At 72.0% G+C, this 15,006-nt stretch carries 19 protein-coding genes; 14 read left to right on the plus strand and 5 right to left on the minus strand.

What is annotated here, in order from left to right; translation table 11 throughout:
- Positions 1-108: 108 nt before the first annotated feature.
- Positions 109-1,140, minus strand: a complete 1,032-nt coding sequence (locus DFR72_RS02280) for a beta-ketoacyl-ACP synthase III (protein WP_090064260.1) — start codon at positions 1,138-1,140, stop codon at positions 109-111.
- 216 nt (positions 1,141-1,356) lie between these two features.
- Positions 1,357-2,244 (minus strand): LysR family transcriptional regulator, encoded by an 888-nt coding sequence (locus tag DFR72_RS02285; protein WP_090064259.1) that lies wholly within the window; start codon positions 2,242-2,244, stop codon positions 1,357-1,359.
- Positions 2,245-2,305: 61 nt separating this feature from the next.
- Here DFR72_RS02285 and DFR72_RS02290 point away from each other — a divergent pair, with 61 nt between their 5' ends.
- The 6 genes from DFR72_RS02290 (at position 2,306) to DFR72_RS02315 (ending at position 6,489) form a co-directional block, all read left to right on the plus strand.
- Entirely contained in the window at positions 2,306-2,635 is a 330-nt protein-coding gene (locus DFR72_RS02290) for a DoxX family protein (RefSeq protein WP_090064258.1), read from the plus strand.
- A gap of 43 nt (positions 2,636-2,678) precedes the next feature.
- The gene (locus DFR72_RS02295) at positions 2,679-4,235 is read left to right on the plus strand and encodes an HD domain-containing phosphohydrolase (RefSeq protein ID WP_170176096.1); all 1,557 of its coding nucleotides are present in this window, start codon (positions 2,679-2,681) and stop codon (positions 4,233-4,235) included.
- Between the two features lie 77 nt (positions 4,236-4,312).
- The gene (locus DFR72_RS02300; protein ID WP_090064257.1) at positions 4,313-4,678 is read left to right on the plus strand and encodes a DsrE family protein; all 366 of its coding nucleotides are present in this window, start codon (positions 4,313-4,315) and stop codon (positions 4,676-4,678) included.
- Between the two features lie 121 nt (positions 4,679-4,799).
- Complete coding sequence (locus DFR72_RS02305; protein WP_177224514.1) at positions 4,800-5,165, plus strand: hypothetical protein; 366 nt, start codon at positions 4,800-4,802, stop codon at positions 5,163-5,165.
- Positions 5,162-6,049 carry a WXG100 family type VII secretion target gene (locus tag DFR72_RS02310; RefSeq protein ID WP_090064256.1) on the plus strand — a complete coding sequence of 296 codons (888 nt, stop codon included), beginning with the start codon at positions 5,162-5,164 and terminating at the stop codon, positions 6,047-6,049. The genes DFR72_RS02305 and DFR72_RS02310 overlap by 4 nt, the downstream gene beginning before the upstream one ends.
- Entirely contained in the window at positions 6,046-6,489 is a 444-nt protein-coding gene (locus DFR72_RS02315) for a hypothetical protein (RefSeq protein WP_090064255.1), read from the plus strand. The genes DFR72_RS02310 and DFR72_RS02315 overlap by 4 nt, the downstream gene beginning before the upstream one ends.
- Positions 6,490-6,594: 105 nt before the next feature.
- Here DFR72_RS02315 and DFR72_RS02320 read toward each other — a convergent pair whose 3' ends face one another.
- Positions 6,595-7,344 (minus strand): SDR family oxidoreductase, encoded by a 750-nt coding sequence (locus DFR72_RS02320; RefSeq protein WP_090064254.1) that lies wholly within the window; start codon positions 7,342-7,344, stop codon positions 6,595-6,597.
- A gap of 91 nt (positions 7,345-7,435) precedes the next feature.
- Between DFR72_RS02320 and DFR72_RS02325 the strand changes: the two genes are divergently transcribed.
- A complete protein-coding gene (locus tag DFR72_RS02325; RefSeq protein ID WP_090064253.1) occupies positions 7,436-8,035 on the plus strand; it encodes a TetR/AcrR family transcriptional regulator in 600 nt (199 codons plus the stop codon).
- A gap of 7 nt (positions 8,036-8,042) precedes the next feature.
- On the opposite strand, the gene DFR72_RS02330 is transcribed toward DFR72_RS02325, so the two are convergent.
- Positions 8,043-8,330: a DUF3040 domain-containing protein gene (locus DFR72_RS02330; RefSeq protein WP_170176097.1), complete on the minus strand. Its 288-nt coding sequence runs from the start codon at positions 8,328-8,330 to the stop codon at positions 8,043-8,045.
- 156 nt (positions 8,331-8,486) lie between these two features.
- Here DFR72_RS02330 and DFR72_RS02335 point away from each other — a divergent pair, with 156 nt between their 5' ends.
- The 7 genes from DFR72_RS02335 to DFR72_RS02365 all read left to right on the plus strand — a co-directional run bounded on the left by DFR72_RS02335 (position 8,487) and on the right by DFR72_RS02365 (position 14,432).
- Positions 8,487-8,867 carry a hypothetical protein gene (locus DFR72_RS02335; protein ID WP_090064251.1) on the plus strand — a complete coding sequence of 127 codons (381 nt, stop codon included), beginning with the start codon at positions 8,487-8,489 and terminating at the stop codon, positions 8,865-8,867.
- Positions 8,860-9,264 (plus strand): hypothetical protein, encoded by a 405-nt coding sequence (locus tag DFR72_RS02340; RefSeq protein WP_090064250.1) that lies wholly within the window; start codon positions 8,860-8,862, stop codon positions 9,262-9,264. The genes DFR72_RS02335 and DFR72_RS02340 overlap by 8 nt, the downstream gene beginning before the upstream one ends.
- Before the next feature lie 213 nt (positions 9,265-9,477).
- On the plus strand, positions 9,478-10,386 hold the full coding sequence (locus DFR72_RS02345; protein WP_211335332.1) for an ABC transporter ATP-binding protein: 909 nt from the start codon (positions 9,478-9,480) through the stop codon (positions 10,384-10,386).
- A complete protein-coding gene (locus DFR72_RS02350) occupies positions 10,383-11,171 on the plus strand; it encodes an ABC transporter permease (RefSeq protein WP_090064248.1) in 789 nt (262 codons plus the stop codon). The genes DFR72_RS02345 and DFR72_RS02350 overlap by 4 nt, the downstream gene beginning before the upstream one ends.
- Before the next feature lie 2 nt (positions 11,172-11,173).
- On the plus strand, positions 11,174-12,295 hold the full coding sequence (locus DFR72_RS02355; protein ID WP_245982437.1) for a hypothetical protein: 1,122 nt from the start codon (positions 11,174-11,176) through the stop codon (positions 12,293-12,295).
- A complete protein-coding gene (locus tag DFR72_RS02360) occupies positions 12,274-12,984 on the plus strand; it encodes a response regulator transcription factor (protein ID WP_170176098.1) in 711 nt (236 codons plus the stop codon). Before DFR72_RS02355 ends, DFR72_RS02360 begins: the two co-directional genes overlap by 22 nt.
- Positions 12,978-14,432 carry a sensor histidine kinase gene (locus DFR72_RS02365; protein WP_245982439.1) on the plus strand — a complete coding sequence of 485 codons (1,455 nt, stop codon included), beginning with the start codon at positions 12,978-12,980 and terminating at the stop codon, positions 14,430-14,432. Before DFR72_RS02360 ends, DFR72_RS02365 begins: the two co-directional genes overlap by 7 nt.
- On the opposite strand, the gene DFR72_RS02370 is transcribed toward DFR72_RS02365, so the two are convergent.
- Complete coding sequence (locus DFR72_RS02370; protein ID WP_090064246.1) at positions 14,433-14,912, minus strand: FHA domain-containing protein; 480 nt, start codon at positions 14,910-14,912, stop codon at positions 14,433-14,435.
- Positions 14,913-15,006: the final 94 nt, after the last annotated feature.

Here is a 15,006-nt window from a genome sequence, read left to right on the forward strand (position 1 = left end):
AGGCGGTGCCGCCGCAATGCCCTCATACCGGGCGTATTCGGGCTCTGCGGCGGTGCCGCCTCCGGGGCCCTCGACCACGACTGTCGCGGACGAGACTTACGGAACGCCCTAGCCGACCTCCGGCCACACCAGCACGGCGGAGCCCCAGGTGAGGCCGCCTCCGAACGCGGTCAGCAGCACCTTCTCCCCGGCGTGGATCTCCTGACGTGCCACGGCATCCGCGAGTGCGAGCGGGATGGACGCGGCACCGGTGTTGCCGACCCTCTCGATGTTGCCGACGACCTTCTCGTCCGGAATGGACAGCCGGCTGCCGACCGACGAGAGGATCCGGGCGTTGGCCTGGTGTGCGACGACACGATCGACGTCCGCCGTCGTCCACCCCGCGCTCTTCAGCACGGCGAGGGAAGATTCGGTCATCCGGGCGACGGCGTGCTGGTAGACCTCGCGCCCGCTCATGCGGAAGTGGCGGTCCTGCTCGCCGAACCGGCCCGGCTCCGCCCGGTCGCGCGCACCGCCGCCCGGCACGGTGATGAGGTCGTGGCCCGTGCCGTCGCTGCCCAGGTCGAAGCCGAGGACCTCGCCCGGTTCGCCGCGCTCACCCGCGCGCAGGACCACCGCACCGGCTCCGTCGCCGAACACCACGCCGGCGCTGCGGTCGTCCGGGCCGATCAGCGTCGAGTAGACGTCGGCCGCGACCAGCAGCACCCGTTGGGCGATTCCCGACGCGATCATCCCGCTCGCCGTGGCGAGCCCGTACACGAAACCGGTGCACACCGCGGAGACGTCGAACGCCGCGACGCCGGCCAGCCCCAGTTTCGCGGCCAGCGCGGGTGCCATCGCCGGGATCGGGTGGTCGGGCGTGGACGTCGTCACGAGCACCAGGTCCACCGACCTGGTCTCGCACTTGGCCAGCACGGCTTCGGCAGCGGTCAGCGCCAGGTCGCCCGTGGACGTGCCCTCCCCCGCCCAGTGCCGGGTGCCGATCCCGGTGCGCCTGCGCACCCAGGCGTCGCTGGTCTCCCAGTGCTGCGGCAGTTCGTCGTTCGACACCGCCCTGGGCGGCACGCAGCCCGCTACGGCTTCCAGGACGGGAATCGGGCGCGGGGCGTGCTCGGTCAACGGGTCGTCTCTTCTCAGCATGTGGATGAACCAAGGCCGAAAGTACCCGAGCCGGACGGGGTGGGGGCACGCCCGGTGCGGTTCATCACGTGGCGACCGGTGGTTACTCGTCGGTAGCGAATCCGTTGGCGCACAAGGAATGCCGACATGAAAGCCACTCAGGTTCGTGTCGTCCACAGTGCGACAGACACCCCTACTCGCCGGTACGACTCCCTGACGTGCACGCCTGCCCGCCGGTCACACCTCGGCGCCTGCCCGGGCGAGTGCCAGGCAGCACCGGACGAAGTCGGCGACGGTCTCGTCCGCGTCCGGTTGCCACGCCACACCGGCCTCGCTGGGGCTGACGCCGGTTACCGGGCGGTACACCACACCGGGCCGCGCGTAGAAGCGGGCGGCGGACGCGGGAACCAGCGCGACGCCGTACCCGTGGGCGATCGCGCTCAGGAACTCGTCGGGTTGTTCCGTCACGGCACCGACGCGCACTTCACGACCCTCCCTTTCGGACATCGCGAGCCAGTGGTCGCGCCAGACCCCGTCGCCTCCCGGCGCGGCGACGACCGGCTCGTCCAGCAGCTCGGCGAAGGCGATCTCGTCGCGTCCCGCCAGCGGATGCGTGGAAGACAAGGCGGCACAACGAGGTTCGCGGAACAGCGACCGCACGCCGAACGACTCCTGGCCGGGGAAGGGCAGGCGCAGCAACGCGACCGGCACCTCCGCGGCGGCGAGACCCGCCGTCGGATCCGACCACGGCGCCTGCCGCATGTCGACCCGCCAGCCCTGCCGCCGCTCGCGGAACGCCGCGACGATGTCCTGGGTCGCCTCGTTCGCCGCGCTGGACAGGAACCCGACGCGCAGCACGCGGGCGGCCGTCCTCGTCTCGGCCACCGCCTCGTCCCAGGCACCGAGCAACGCCGGCACACGGGCGGCGAGCGCACGGCCCGCGCCGGTCAGCGTCATGCCCGTGCTGGACCTCGTGAACAGCCGCACGCCCAGGTGGGACTCCAGGTGCTTGAGCTGCTTGGTCAGCGCCGGTTGTGACACGAACAGGCATTGCGCCGCGCGCGTGAGGTTGCCCTCCTCGGCGATGGCGGTGAAGTAGCGCAGCAGCCTCGTGTCCACGTCCATTCCGCCAGGTTATGGCGGCGGGTATTGGACGGGCACCTGATCCCCCGCCGACAGTGGGACCATGATCGTCGAACTGGTCACCATCGCACTCAACGCGGCCGCGGCCACCGCGGACTTCGCGGGCGCCGAGTTCGTGCGGGACAACGCGAGGAAGCTGGACCTGCCGTCCAGGTGGATCCTGCCGCTCGGTGTGCTCAAGGCCGCCGGCGCCCTGGGGTTGGCCGCAGGACTGGCCGGGGTGCCCTGTGTCGGTGTCGCCGCGGCGGGCGGGCTGACGTTGTTCTTCGTCGGCGCGGTGGCGTTGCACGTGTGGCGCAAGGCGCTGCGCGACATCGGCTACCCCGCCGCGTTCCTGGGGCTCGCCATCGCGTCGCTCGTCAGTCAGTGGTGACGTCCACCCGGTCGGAGCGACGTCGCGGAGCTACCCTTCGCCGATGGAGGTTGCCGACCGGGACGCCGGGATCCACCTGGCCGAGCTGCTCGCGGCGTTCTCGCTGGCGACGGACCTCGGGCTGGGTCAGCCGATGGAGCACGTGCTCCGGTCGTGGCGGATCGCGGAACGGCTCGCCGGGCGCATGGGCCTGCCGGAGGACCAGCGGCAGTCGCTGTTCCACGTCTCGATGCTCGCCTGGGTCGGCTGCGTCGCGGACTCCCCGGAGGTGGCCGCGTCGTTCGGCGACGACATCGCGTTCCGCGCGGACAGCTACGGTGCCGATCTCGCCGGGCTGGAGGGGTTCGGCTTCTTCCTGCGCCGGGCCGGTCGCGGCGGGCCGACGTGGCACCGGCTCCGGGTGGCGGCGACGATCCTGACGACCGGCGGCCAGAACGTCGTGCGGGGCATGCAGTCGCACTGCACGACGACGTCGACGCTGGCAGATCGGCTCGGGCTCGGCCCGGACGTGGTGACGGCGCTGCGGCAGTTCTTCACCCGCTGGGACGGGCGCGGGGTGCCGGACGGGGTGGGCGGCGAGGACATCGCGCCGATCGTCCGCCTGCTGCACCTGGCCGACGTGGTCGAGGTCCGGTACCGGACCGGCGGGATCGACGCCGCGCTCGAGGTCGCCCGAGCACGGCGGGGCCGCCAGTTCGCGCCCGGCGTGGTCGACGCGTTCGTCGCGCACGCGCCTGAGGTTCTGGCCGGCGCCGGTGCCGGGATCGACGTGCTCACAGCGGATCCACGGCTGCGGCGCCCGCTGACGGAGGGCGAGCTCGACACGGCGCTGGAGGCGTTCGCCGACTTCACCGACCTGCGCTGCGCCTCGCGGGCCGGGCACTCCCGTGGTGTCGCGGACCTCGCCGGCGCGGCGGCCCGGTCGATGGGGCTCCCCGCCGGCGACGTCATCGCCATCCGGCGCGCGGGCCTGCTGCACGACATCGGCCTGCACGGCGTACCGGCGACGATCCTGGACCAGCCGGGACCGCTGTCGGCCACCGACTGGGAACGCGTGCGGCTCAGCTCGTACTACACCGAGCGCGTCCTCGCCCGTCCGGCGGCGCTGGCCAGGCTGGGCGCGATCGCGGCGACGGCCCACGAACGCATGGACGGCAACGGTTACCACCGCGGCCTGTCCGGCGCGGCGGTGCCGATGACCGGGCGCCTGCTGGCCGCGGCGTGCGCGTACCGGGCGATGCTCGAACCGAGGGCGCACCGACCGGCGTTGACGGACAAGCAGGCCGTCAGCGCGGTGCGGGACGCGATCCGGAGCGGCGCACTCGACGGTGACGCGGCCGAGACCGTCCTCGCCGCCGCGGGCAACGGCGCCCGGCGGCGGGTGTCGGGCCCGGCCGGGCTCACCCCGCGCGAGGTCGAGGTGCTGGTCCTGATCTCGCGCGGCGCCCAGACCGGCGAGGTCGCCGAGCGGCTGGGGATCTCGCGCAAGACGGCGGGCACGCACATCGAGCGGATCTACACCAAGACCGGGGCGTCCTCCCGCTCGACCGCGACGTTGTTCGCGCTGCGCAACGGTCTGCTCGACCCGCTCGATCTGTAGGGAGAACGCCCGACGACACGGGGTCTTCCCACTCCTAGCGTTCTGCTTCCGACGAACGACGAACCAGGGAGCGGACCATGTCGAACAAAGCAGTCATCAGCCTGTCGACGGGACTCGAGGACGCGGAGAAGGTGACCGTCGCGTTCCTCGTCGCGATCGGCGCCGCCGAGACCGGCCGCGAGACGCTGATGTTCCTGTCCAAGGAGGCGGCACGCCTCTCGGTGGCCGGCACCGCCGCCGGCGTCGCGTGCGACGGCTGCCCTCCGCTGAGAGACCTCTTCCAGCGCTACGAGGCGGCCGGCGGGCGCTACTACGTCTGCCCGCTCTGCTTCAACGCCAAGCAGCTCGACGCCGGGCAGCTCATCCCCGGCGCGGAGGTCAACGGCACCATCCCGCTGTGGAAGTGGATCGGCGACGAGCCCGCGACCACGTTCAGCTACTGAAGGTGCCGGCAGCAGGCGGAGAGGCCGTCGTGCGGACGGCTTCTCCTCTTCGTCGTGACCGCGCGATTCGAGTTGCCTATGGGGCTGAATGCGAAGGAACCACACATCGGGGTCAGGCGTCATGAGCGCCATGGGAGAGAAGTTCCACGTCGAGCCGGACGAGCTGCGTGGCTACAGCGGGCTGCTGGAACGTCAGGCCGAGCACTTCCTGACGATCCGGGAGCACGCGATCGTCAAGGGTGGGGACACGTCCGGGTTCACCGGGCTGCTGTCGCTGCTCGACCCCGTCGTGACCGGGGTCGCGCAGTTGTACGGGGAGACGCTCGAGGCCGCCAGCAAGAAGATGGGCCAGGACGCCGAGGCGTTGGTCAAGTCGGCACGCGCCTACGAGAAGGCGGACGAGGTCGGGGTCTGCCTGATCGACGTCGCGGGCAGCAGGATGGAGCCGCCGTCCTGGCTGGAGCGGTTCCTGGGGGTGGGCGAATGACCGGCGGGGTCTGCAACGGCTACCAGGACGTCGAGGATCCGAACGTCGCGCTGCGCGCCGCGCCCGACGACCGGCCCGGCCGGCAGTCCGTCAAGGAGCTGATCGAGGCCGCCGGGTGGAAGATCCAGGGCGTCAACTGGATCTACCAGCAGGTCACCGGCGACGACCTGGTGCGCGACCTGGTCATGCCGCTGGCGGGCGACTTCGAGAAGATCGACGCGAACGCCGCGGCGTGGGACCGGATCGCCAAGTCGCTCGACAACGTGCGGCACAACGTGAACAACGGCATCGAGGAGCTCTCGCCGAGCTGGGACGGCGGCGCCGCGCAGAGCTTCGAGAACCGCATGCGCCGCACGTGGACCACGGCGATCGAGTGGGACTCGCAGGTCGCGAAGTTCATCGGTGACCGGTTCAAGAACATGGCGAGCTCCTGCCGGTCGGCCGCGAAGCTCGCGCTGACCCTGCTCGACAAGATCTGCGACAAGCTGATGAAGGCCGCGATGACCGCGTGGATCCCGCTCGTCGGCTGGGGCCGCGCGGTGTGGATGGTCTACGACGTGGTCAACATCGTCGACCAGGTGCGCAAGCTCATCCAGTCCATGAAGACCCTCATCGAGGGCGTCCAGGGCATGATCAACGGCATCAAGCTGATGGGCACCGCGCTCGCCAGGATCCCGGACGTGCGGGACGTCAACGACTTCTTCGACGTGGTCGACACCTGGCAGGACGGCACGGAGAAGTTCGGCGACGGCGCGGCCGCCGCGGGCAGTGGCGCGTGGGGCATGGCCAAGGGCGCGTACAAGGCGCACGACAAGTACGTCGACGCGTCGAAGGAGAAACGCTGGGCGGAGCCCAGTCCTTCGAGTTCGGGTGGTGCGGAATGACGTTCCCGTACGACAGCGCCCGCCGGCAGGTGCAGGCGTGGCAACAGGATCTCGACGCCAAGGGGGCGCGACTGGAGAAGGTCGCCCTCGAAGCGTCCCAGGTGCAGACCCGCGGCGGCGACCTGTCCCCCGCGGACATCGCCGCGATCGAGAAGTTCGCACGCTCGAAGGACGCGCCGAACGCGCTGAAAGACCTGCAGCGCAAGGTCGACTCGGGCGCGATGTCCTGGCAGGACATCGCGTCGGGCAGGGCTGTCGGCGATCCCGACGTGCAGCGTGCGATGCAGACCAGCATGCCGTCGCTGAAGCGGGCGTACACGGCGATCAAGGAGGGCCAGAACCTCGACGAGGTCGTCGCGGCGGGTCAGCAGCGCACCCGGCGGTCGCACGGCGACTTCGACGACGACATGCCGAGCGACTTCACCGAGGACGCCTTCTAGGCCGAGCGGTACAGCTTCCGCGTCCCACGCGCGCCGGCCCGTCGTCACGGGATGGCGCGCGTGGGACGTTTCCGCGACGCTCAAGCGCTCCGTCCCCGGGCCGGGTCAGATCTGGTTCTCGCCACCGTCGACGTAGAGGTTGGCGCCCAGCATGAAGCTGCTGTCCGCGGAGGCGAGGAAGGCCACCGCGGCCGCCACCTCGTCCACGTGCCCCATCCGCCCGATGGCGATCCGGGCGGCCTCGCCCGCCTTGAACGCGGTCGCGTTCTCCTCGCCGACGAGCTCGGTGATCCCGGAGGTGTCGGTCGGTCCCGGCGAGATGGCGTTCACCCGGACACCGCGCCCCTTGAGCTCGTTCGCCCAGGTGCGCGTGAACGTCCGCAGGGCCGCCTTGGAGGCTGCGTAGGCGCCGAACGACGCGGTGCCCCGGTCGGCCGCGGTGGAGGCGTTGATGATCACCGAGGCGCCTTCGTTGAGCAGCGGCAGCGCCTTCTGCAGCGTGAACAGGGTGCCCTTCACGTTGACGCCGAAGACCTGGTCGAAGTCCTGCTCGGTGATCGTCTCGATGGTCGCGAACGACGCCGTGGCCGAGTTGGCGAACAGCACGTCCAGCCCCTGACCGCGAGCGGCGACCACCTCGTAGAGCCGGTCCAGGTCGGCCATGTCCGTGATGTCGCCCGGCACCGCGGTCACGTTCTCGCCGATGACCTCCACCGCCTCGTCCAGCTCGGTCTTGCGTCGGCCGGTGATGAACACGTGCGCGCCCTCGGCCACCAGCCGCGCCGCGGTGGCCCTGCCGATCCCCCGCGTGCCGCCACCGGTCACCACTGCGGTCCTGCCTTCCAGCCTGCGCATTCCCTGACCTCCACGCTTTTGTGCACCGATCGGTGCATAATCCGACCGTAGCACTTCAGCACCGATCGATGCAGAAGGGTAGGATGCGGAGGTGGAGAAGGCGCAGATCGGTCGGCCGCGTGAGTTCGACGCCGAACAGGCCCTCCAGAAGGCGGTGGTGGTCTTCTGGGAGCAGGGCTACGAGGGCGCGAGTCTCGCCGCCCTGACCGAGGCGATGGGCATCTCCCGCAAGAGCATGTACGCGGCCTTCGGCAACAAGGAGGAGCTCTTCCGCAAGGCGTTGCAGCGCTACTCGGAGGGCACGGTCTCCTACATCGTCGACGCACTCGAGGCGACCACCGCACGTGAGGTGGCGGAGGTGTTCCTCACCGGCTCGGTCCGCGCCAACACCCGGCCCGGCTGCCCCGCCGGCTGCCTCGGCGTGCAGGGCGCGCTGGCCGTCGGCGAGACGGGCCGGGTCGCGCGCGACGTGCTGACCGAGTGGCGCGCCGGGGGCCAGGAGCACCTGCGCGACCGGTTCCAGCGGGCCGTCGAGGAGGGCGACCTGCCCGCGGGCTCCGACCCGGACCTGATCGCCCGCTACGTCATGACGATCGCGAACGGCATGGCCGTGCAGGCGGCGGGCGGTGCGACGCGCGAGGAACTGCTGCGCGTGGCCGGCGCCGCCCTGCTGAACTGGCCGCCTGCCTGAGCCCTGGTCAGACCTGCTTCTCGCGCTCCCGCCAGACCCGGACCGCGAACCCGCCGAACACCCCGAGGACCACGCAGGCGCCGACCGCGACGAGCACCACGGAGGACGTGGTCACCCCGGCCATCACGAAGAGCAGGCCGATCACGTGCAGCGCCAGCAGTCCGCCGACGACCATGGTCCGGCGCGGCACCTTGGGCGCCGGGCGGGTGAGCTTGGCGGCCAGCTTCGGGTCGTCCTCGGCGAGACGGCGCTCGATCTCGTCCAGTTCCTGCTGCTCGTGGTCCGGCAGTTTCACGTCCGGTCCTCCCGCTGGGTTGCTCAGGGCTTCACCAGAGTCAACGCACGGGACCGGCCAAGGTTCCCGGCCGCACGTGACTGTCACGCTGCACATCGGTCCGGCAGCGGCGGACGCTACATTCCGCGGTAGATCCTTCGTCGTCGGAAGAGCCCCATGATCGATGTCCTGCCCACGGTCCTGACCGTGCTCGCACTCCTCGCCGCCGCGTGGTCGGTGCTGCTGATCGCACTCGACACGCCGTTGCTGCCGCTGAAGAAGCTGTCCTGGACCCTGGTGGGCGGCCTCGCGGTGCTGGAACTGGGCCTGCTCGTCCAGGCCGTCGCCGGCATCGTGTCGTTGCTCGGCACCGACCGCGACATCGAGCGCTGGTCGTTCATCGGCTACCTGGCCGGCCCGGTGGTGATCCTGCCCGTCGCGGTCCTCTGGTCGGCCGCCGAACGCACCCGGTGGAGCGCCGGTGTGCTGGTGGTGGCGTGCCTCAGCGTTCCTGTGATGATCCTGCGCCTCGGCCAGATCTGGGCAGGTCATGCCTGACACCCGCCAAGGCCCCGGCCGGATGCTGATCACCGTCTACGGCGTCTTCGCCCTGGCCGCCGCGTCCCGTTCGGCCGTGCAGATCGGCACCCGCTTCTCCGACGCACCGGTCGCGTACGTGCTGTCGGCGTTCGCCGCCGTCGTGTACGTGCTGGCCACCATCGCCCTCGCGCGGGACAGCCGCCGGATCGCGTACGTCGCGTGCTCCGTCGAACTGGCCGGCGTGCTGCTGGTCGGGGTGGCCAGCCTCCTCGTACCGCAGGCGTTCCCGGACGCGACCGTGTGGTCGTCCTTCGGCATCGGGTACGGGTTCGTGCCGCTCGTGCTGCCGGTCCTCGGCCTGTGGTGGTTGCGGAAGACGGCCTCGTCCGCGCCGCCTGTTCGAGGAACTCGGTGAAGCAGACGTAGAGGCCACCGGTGAGCCGGGAGTACCCGCCGAGGTAGCGCCGCCGGAGTGGGCCGTCGTCCACAGTGCACCGGCCAGCGCGCGCCTCTGGGTGTTCTCTGTGAATGCGCCGGCACGACCGTGACCGGGAGCGGATTTCTCCGGGTTCTCACAGGACTTCCCAGGAATCGGTCAGGCCGGGTGGCGAGGCTCGGTGCCATGACGATGATCGACGTGCGGGGGCTGACCAAGCGGTACGGCCTCGACACCGTGGTGGACGACCTGTCGTTCACCGTGGAGGCCGGCCAGGTGACCGGGTTCCTCGGGCCGAACGGCGCGGGCAAGTCCACGACCATGAAGATGATCCTGGGGCTGGCCGCGCCCACCGGGGGTTCCGTGACGGTCGGCGGGCGCCGTTACCGCGACCTGCCCGTGCCGCTGACCGAGGTCGGCGCACTGCTCGACGCGGGTGCCGTGCACGGTGGGCGAAAGGCCCGCGACCACCTGCTGGCGCTCGCCGCCGGCAACGGCCTGCCGCGGCGCCGGGTGGACGAGGTGCTCGCCAGGACAGGGCTGGAAGGCGTGGCGCACAGGCGTGCGGGCGGGTTCTCGCTCGGCATGCGGCAGCGGCTCGGCATCGCGGCGGCGCTGCTCGGCGACCCGCGGGTGCTGATCTTCGACGAACCGGTGAACGGGCTCGACCCCGAGGGCATCCGCTGGATCCGCGACTTCATGCGTTCCCTGGCCCGCGAGGGTCGCGCGGTGCTGGTCTCCAGCCACCTCATGAACGAGATGGCGCAGACCGCCGACCACCTGGTCGTGATCGGCCGCGGCAGGCTCATCGCCGACACCGGCGTGGACGAGTTCCTGCGCGGCCGCGGTGAGGGCACGGTGCTCGTCCGCACTCCCGAACCCTCCGAGTTCGCGCGGCGGCTGACCGCGACCGGCGCCACCGTGCGGGAAGGACCGGACTCGTCGCTGGTGGTCTCCGGCCTGGCGAGCGAGGAGATCGGCAAGCTCGCCGCCTACCACGGCACCGTGCTCGGCGAGCTCACCCCGCAACGGCCCTCGCTGGAGGAAGCCTTCATGGAGCTGACCCAGGACAGCGTCGAGTACCACGGGGTGACCGCATGAGCGCGCGAGTGGTGTTCTTCGGCCATGCCCTGCACGCGGAATGGGTCAAGCTGCGCAGCCTGCGGTCCACTTGGTACACGCTCGCGTGCCTGTTCGGCGTCGGGCTCGGCATCACGGTCCTCGCGACGGGACGGGCGGGCGAGGTGTACGGGAGCGCGTCGGCCGCCGAACGGCTGGCGTGGGACCCGACGGAACGCAGCCTGACCGCGTACCTGGTGGCACAACTGGTGATCGGCGTGCTCGGGACGCTGGTCGTGACCTCCGAGTACGCGACCGGGCTGGTGCGGACGTCCCTGGCCGTCACTCCGCGCAGGCACCGGTTGCTGGCGGCCAAGGTGGTGGTGGCCGCCGCGGTCGCCGTGGTGGCGGGCCAGGTGCTGATGTTCGCCACTTTCCTCGTGGGCCAAGGGCTCTTCGCCTCTCAGAACGTGCCGCACGCGCGGCTCGGCGATCCCGGTGTGCTGTCCGCCGTCGTGGGCGGCGGGCTCTACCTCGCGGCGATCGCGGTGCTCGCGATCGGTCTCGGCACGATCATGCGTGCCACGGCGGGCGCGCTCACCGCGGTGGTGGGCATCGTGTTCCTGGTGCCCGCCCTGGCCGGTCTGTTCCCGTCGTGGTTCCAGGGCCTGCTCGACTTCTGGCCGTCGCAGGGCGCCGCGGCGGTGTTCGCGACGGTGCCGAATCCCGCCTACCCGCATCCCTGGCTGAACCTGGGCGGCATGTGCCTCGGTGTGGCCGTCGTACTGGCGTCCGCGTTCGTCGTCTTCCAGCGGCGTGACGTGTGATGGTGACGAAGAGGGACGTGGGGCACGGCGTGACGGCGGCGGTGGCGGCTCTGGGAGCCATGGCCGCCACCGCCGCGGCCGGGGTGCTGCTCCTCGACGCCGGCCGGTTCGGCGGGTTCGGCAGGGTGACGGCGGCGATGGTCGCCGTGGCCGTGGGCGGCTCGGCCGAGTTCGGCGCCGTCCCGGCTGGTGGCACGCCGGTCGCGGTGAGCGGCAGCGTCGACGTGATGCCCCTGGGCGTCGCGCTGGCCGGCGCCGTGGCGCTGGGGTGGCTGTTGCTGCGGCACCGGGACGGGCTGCTCGTGCGTGGCGCGGCGGCGGCCGTGGCGTTCCCGGCCGGCGCGATGGCGGTCGCGATGGCGGCTCGGGGCGAGGTGATACCGCCCGGTGCGGCGGCGGCGGGTGGGATCTCCGGTGTCTGCGGGCTTCCCGCGATCGGGCCGTTGGGCCGTGGCAGGTCCGTGGACGCGCTCAGCGTCGGGGTCTCCGTCCCCGTCTGGCCGGTGCTGGCCGGCGCGGTGGTCGGGGTGCTCGCCGTCGTCGGCGTGTGCCGGCTGGTCGTGCGGTTCCAGATTGCCGCGCATCGTGCTTTGTGGACGGTGGGCGGGCTCGTTGCCGCATGCCTGCTCGTCGCGTGGGCGTTGGGCGGCCCGGCGGTGGCGGGCGGCGTCCTGCTCCTGTTGCCGCACATCGTGTTCGGTGTGCTGTCGCTCGGGCTGGGCGTGCCGTGGACGGTCAGTTCGGAGGGCGCGCTCGCGTGCGTCCTCGACGGTGTCGCGCCGCCCTCGCCGGGTGGACCGCTGACGTGGGTCGCGGCTGCTTTGTTGCTGGTCCTCGGCGCTCTGACCGTCCGGGGTGGTCGTCCGCTGCACCGGGCCGCGTGGCTGGGCGCGGTGGTGGGTGTGGTGCTGGGAGGCCTGGCGTTGTTGTCACGGGTGTCGGTGCGGCTGGGCATCGGCGCGTTCGGGTTCTCGGTGCCGGTGCTCGACGCAGGGGTGGCGGCGAACCCGCTGGCCGCGCTGGCGCTGGGGGGTGCGGGTGCTGCCGCGGCGGGTCTGCTCGCCGGAGGGCTTCTCAGGTTGGCGTCCGTATCGTGGCCCGCGTGGAGGGATCGGGCCAGGTGACGACGCTGCTGGTGGTGGACGACGAGGCCACGGTGCGCGAGCTGCTGTCCGCGACGCTGCGCTTCGCGGGGTTCCAGGTGACGTCCGCGGCGACGGGTGCGGAGGCGGTCGCCGCGGCCGTCGCGGAACCGCCCGACCTCGTGCTGCTCGACGTGATGCTGCCCGACGTGGACGGGTTCGAGGTGGTCCGGCGGCTGCGCGAGCAGCGCGCACAGGGGCGCCGCGGACCCGTGCCCGTCCTGTTCCTCACCGCCAGGGATCGCAAGTCGGACAAGGTGACCGGCCTGTCGCTGGGTGCCGACGACTACGTGACCAAGCCGTTCGACCTGGAGGAGCTGATCGCCCGGATCCGGGCGATCCTGCGCCGCACCTCCGGCCACCGGGAGGGCCTGCTGACCGTGGACGCGCTCGCGCTCGACACCGAGGGCCACCGGGTGACCAGGGCCGGGTTGCCCGTCCGGGTGTCGCCGACGGAGTTCCGGCTGCTGCGCTACCTGATGGAGAACGCCGGGCGGGTGGTGTCCAAGACGCAGATCCTCGACCGGGTGTGGCGCTACGACTTCGGCGGTGACGCCGGCATCGTGGACACCTACATCTCGTACCTGCGGCGCAAGGTCGACGCCGAGGACCCGAAGCTGATCCACACCGTGCACGGCGTGGGGTACGTGCTGCGGGACCCCGCGTGCTGAGCAGGTTCTCCCTGCGCACCAGGCTGTTGCTGCTCACCGCGAGCCTGTTGCTCGCCGGGCTCGGCCTGGTCGGTGCGGTCGTGTCCGACCAGCTGGAGCGCTACCAGCTGGACCGGGTCGACGCCCAGCTGCGGTCGCTGGGCGAGATCCTCTCGCGCGTGCCCGCCGCCGGGCCGCCCGGCGCCGTCGGTTCCACGCCCCGGCCCGACCTCCTCGACCCCGCCCTGCGGCTGATCGGCGCGCCCTACCTCGTGTACCTGGGCGCGGACGGCACCGTGGCGGGCGGGCTGCACTCCAGCCGCCTGGACGGCGCCTCCCTGCCCGGTCCCGGTGAACTGCGCACCGTGCCCTCCAGCGGCGAGCCCGCCGACCTGCGCGCCGCGGACGGCTCGGGACGCTGGCGCGCGACCGCGCGGCCCACCACCGGGTGGGACGGGGTGGTCGTCATCGCGGCATCGCTGGCCGAGGCCGACGCCACCACCGCCCGGCTGCGGACGACGAGCCTGGTCAGCGGCGCGGTGCTGCTCGCGCTGCTGACGGCGGCCGGCTGGTTCGCCCTGGGGCGGGGCCTGCGGCCGCTGCGCCGCATCGAGCACACCGCCGCCGCGATCGCCGACGGCGACCTCACCCGGCGCGTCCCCCTGCTCGCGGCGCCCACCACGGAGGTCGGGCACCTCGCGACCTCGCTCAACACGATGCTCGGCCAGCTCGAACGAGCCTTCGCCGACCGGTCCGCGTCCGAGGCGCGCATGCGGACGTTCCTCTCGGACGTGAGCCACGAACTGCGCACCCCGTTGTTCGGCATCAAGGGCTCGACCGAGCTGTACCGGATGGGCGCGATGCCCGAGCGCGCCGACGTGGACGAGGCGATGCTCCGCATCGACCGCGAGGCCACCCGGCTCACCAGCCTCACCGAGGACCTGCTCCTGCTGGCCCGGCTGGACGAGGCGCCGGAGGCCCAGCTGGACCCCGCGCCGATGGACCTGCGCACCCTGGCCAACGACGCCCGGCACGACCTGCGCGGCCTCGACCCGTCCCGCCCGGTCGAGCTCACCGGACCGGGCGGCCTCGGACCACCGGGGCCCGCCCCCTTGCACGCCGACGAGGACGGCCTGCGCCGGGTCGTCACCAACCTGATCGGCAACGCCGCCACGTACACCCCGCCGGGCTCCGCGGTCCGGATCGGCGTGGGCACGGCGAACGGCCGCGCGGTGCTGGAAGTGGCCGACCGCGGTCCCGGCCTGCCCGCCCACCAGGCGGCCCGCGTCTTCGACCGCTTCTACCGCGCCGACCACTCGCGCAACCGCGCGGACGGCGCCAACGCCGGACTGGGCCTGGCGATCGCCCTCGCCCTGGCCCGTGCGCACGACGGGACCGTCGAGCTCGACACGACCCTGGGCGAGGGCGCCTGCTTCCGCCTCGTCCTGCCGCTGCTCGACCGGCAGTGATCAGGAACAGGGACTTCCCGCCGGCCTCGGCGCGATGTCGCGGGCGAACTCGGGCAGGACCGTGCGGTGCGTCCCGCTGTTCGCCTCGGGTGGACGAGGAGAGGGGACGGCCGTGTCCCAGGCCGGCAGACGGAGCAGCCGGGGCCCGTTCGCCGCCGGCGGCGAACGGAAGGTCATCCGGTGGTCGCCGATCCAGATCGTGTCGCCGTCGTGCACCACGGCGCTGTCCACCGGGATCCGGTTGAGATAGGTGCCGTTGAGCGAGTCGAGGTCCGAGAGGACGACCACGCTCCCCTCGCGGCGCAGTTCCGCGTGCCGCCGGGACACGGTGATGTCGTCGAGAACGACACCGCAGTCACCATCACGCCCGATGACGACGACCGGCTCGGTCAGCGCGACGGTGACCGGCTCGTGGCCCGCGATCGTCAACGACGGCGTCGCGACGCCGGTAGGCCCTGTCTCCGTGGCTTCACCGATCATGCCGTGCTCCCCGCGGTTCGCTTTCTGGCACTCTCCACGTTCGAGTGCCAAGCGTAGTCGACGAAGACCGGTTCCAGGTGGATCGGGGTTGACC

Origin of the sequence: Lentzea flaviverrucosa (assembly GCF_003350445.1) — a bacterium.
In the GTDB taxonomy this organism is placed as follows: domain Bacteria; phylum Actinomycetota; class Actinomycetes; order Mycobacteriales; family Pseudonocardiaceae; genus Lentzea; species Lentzea californiensis.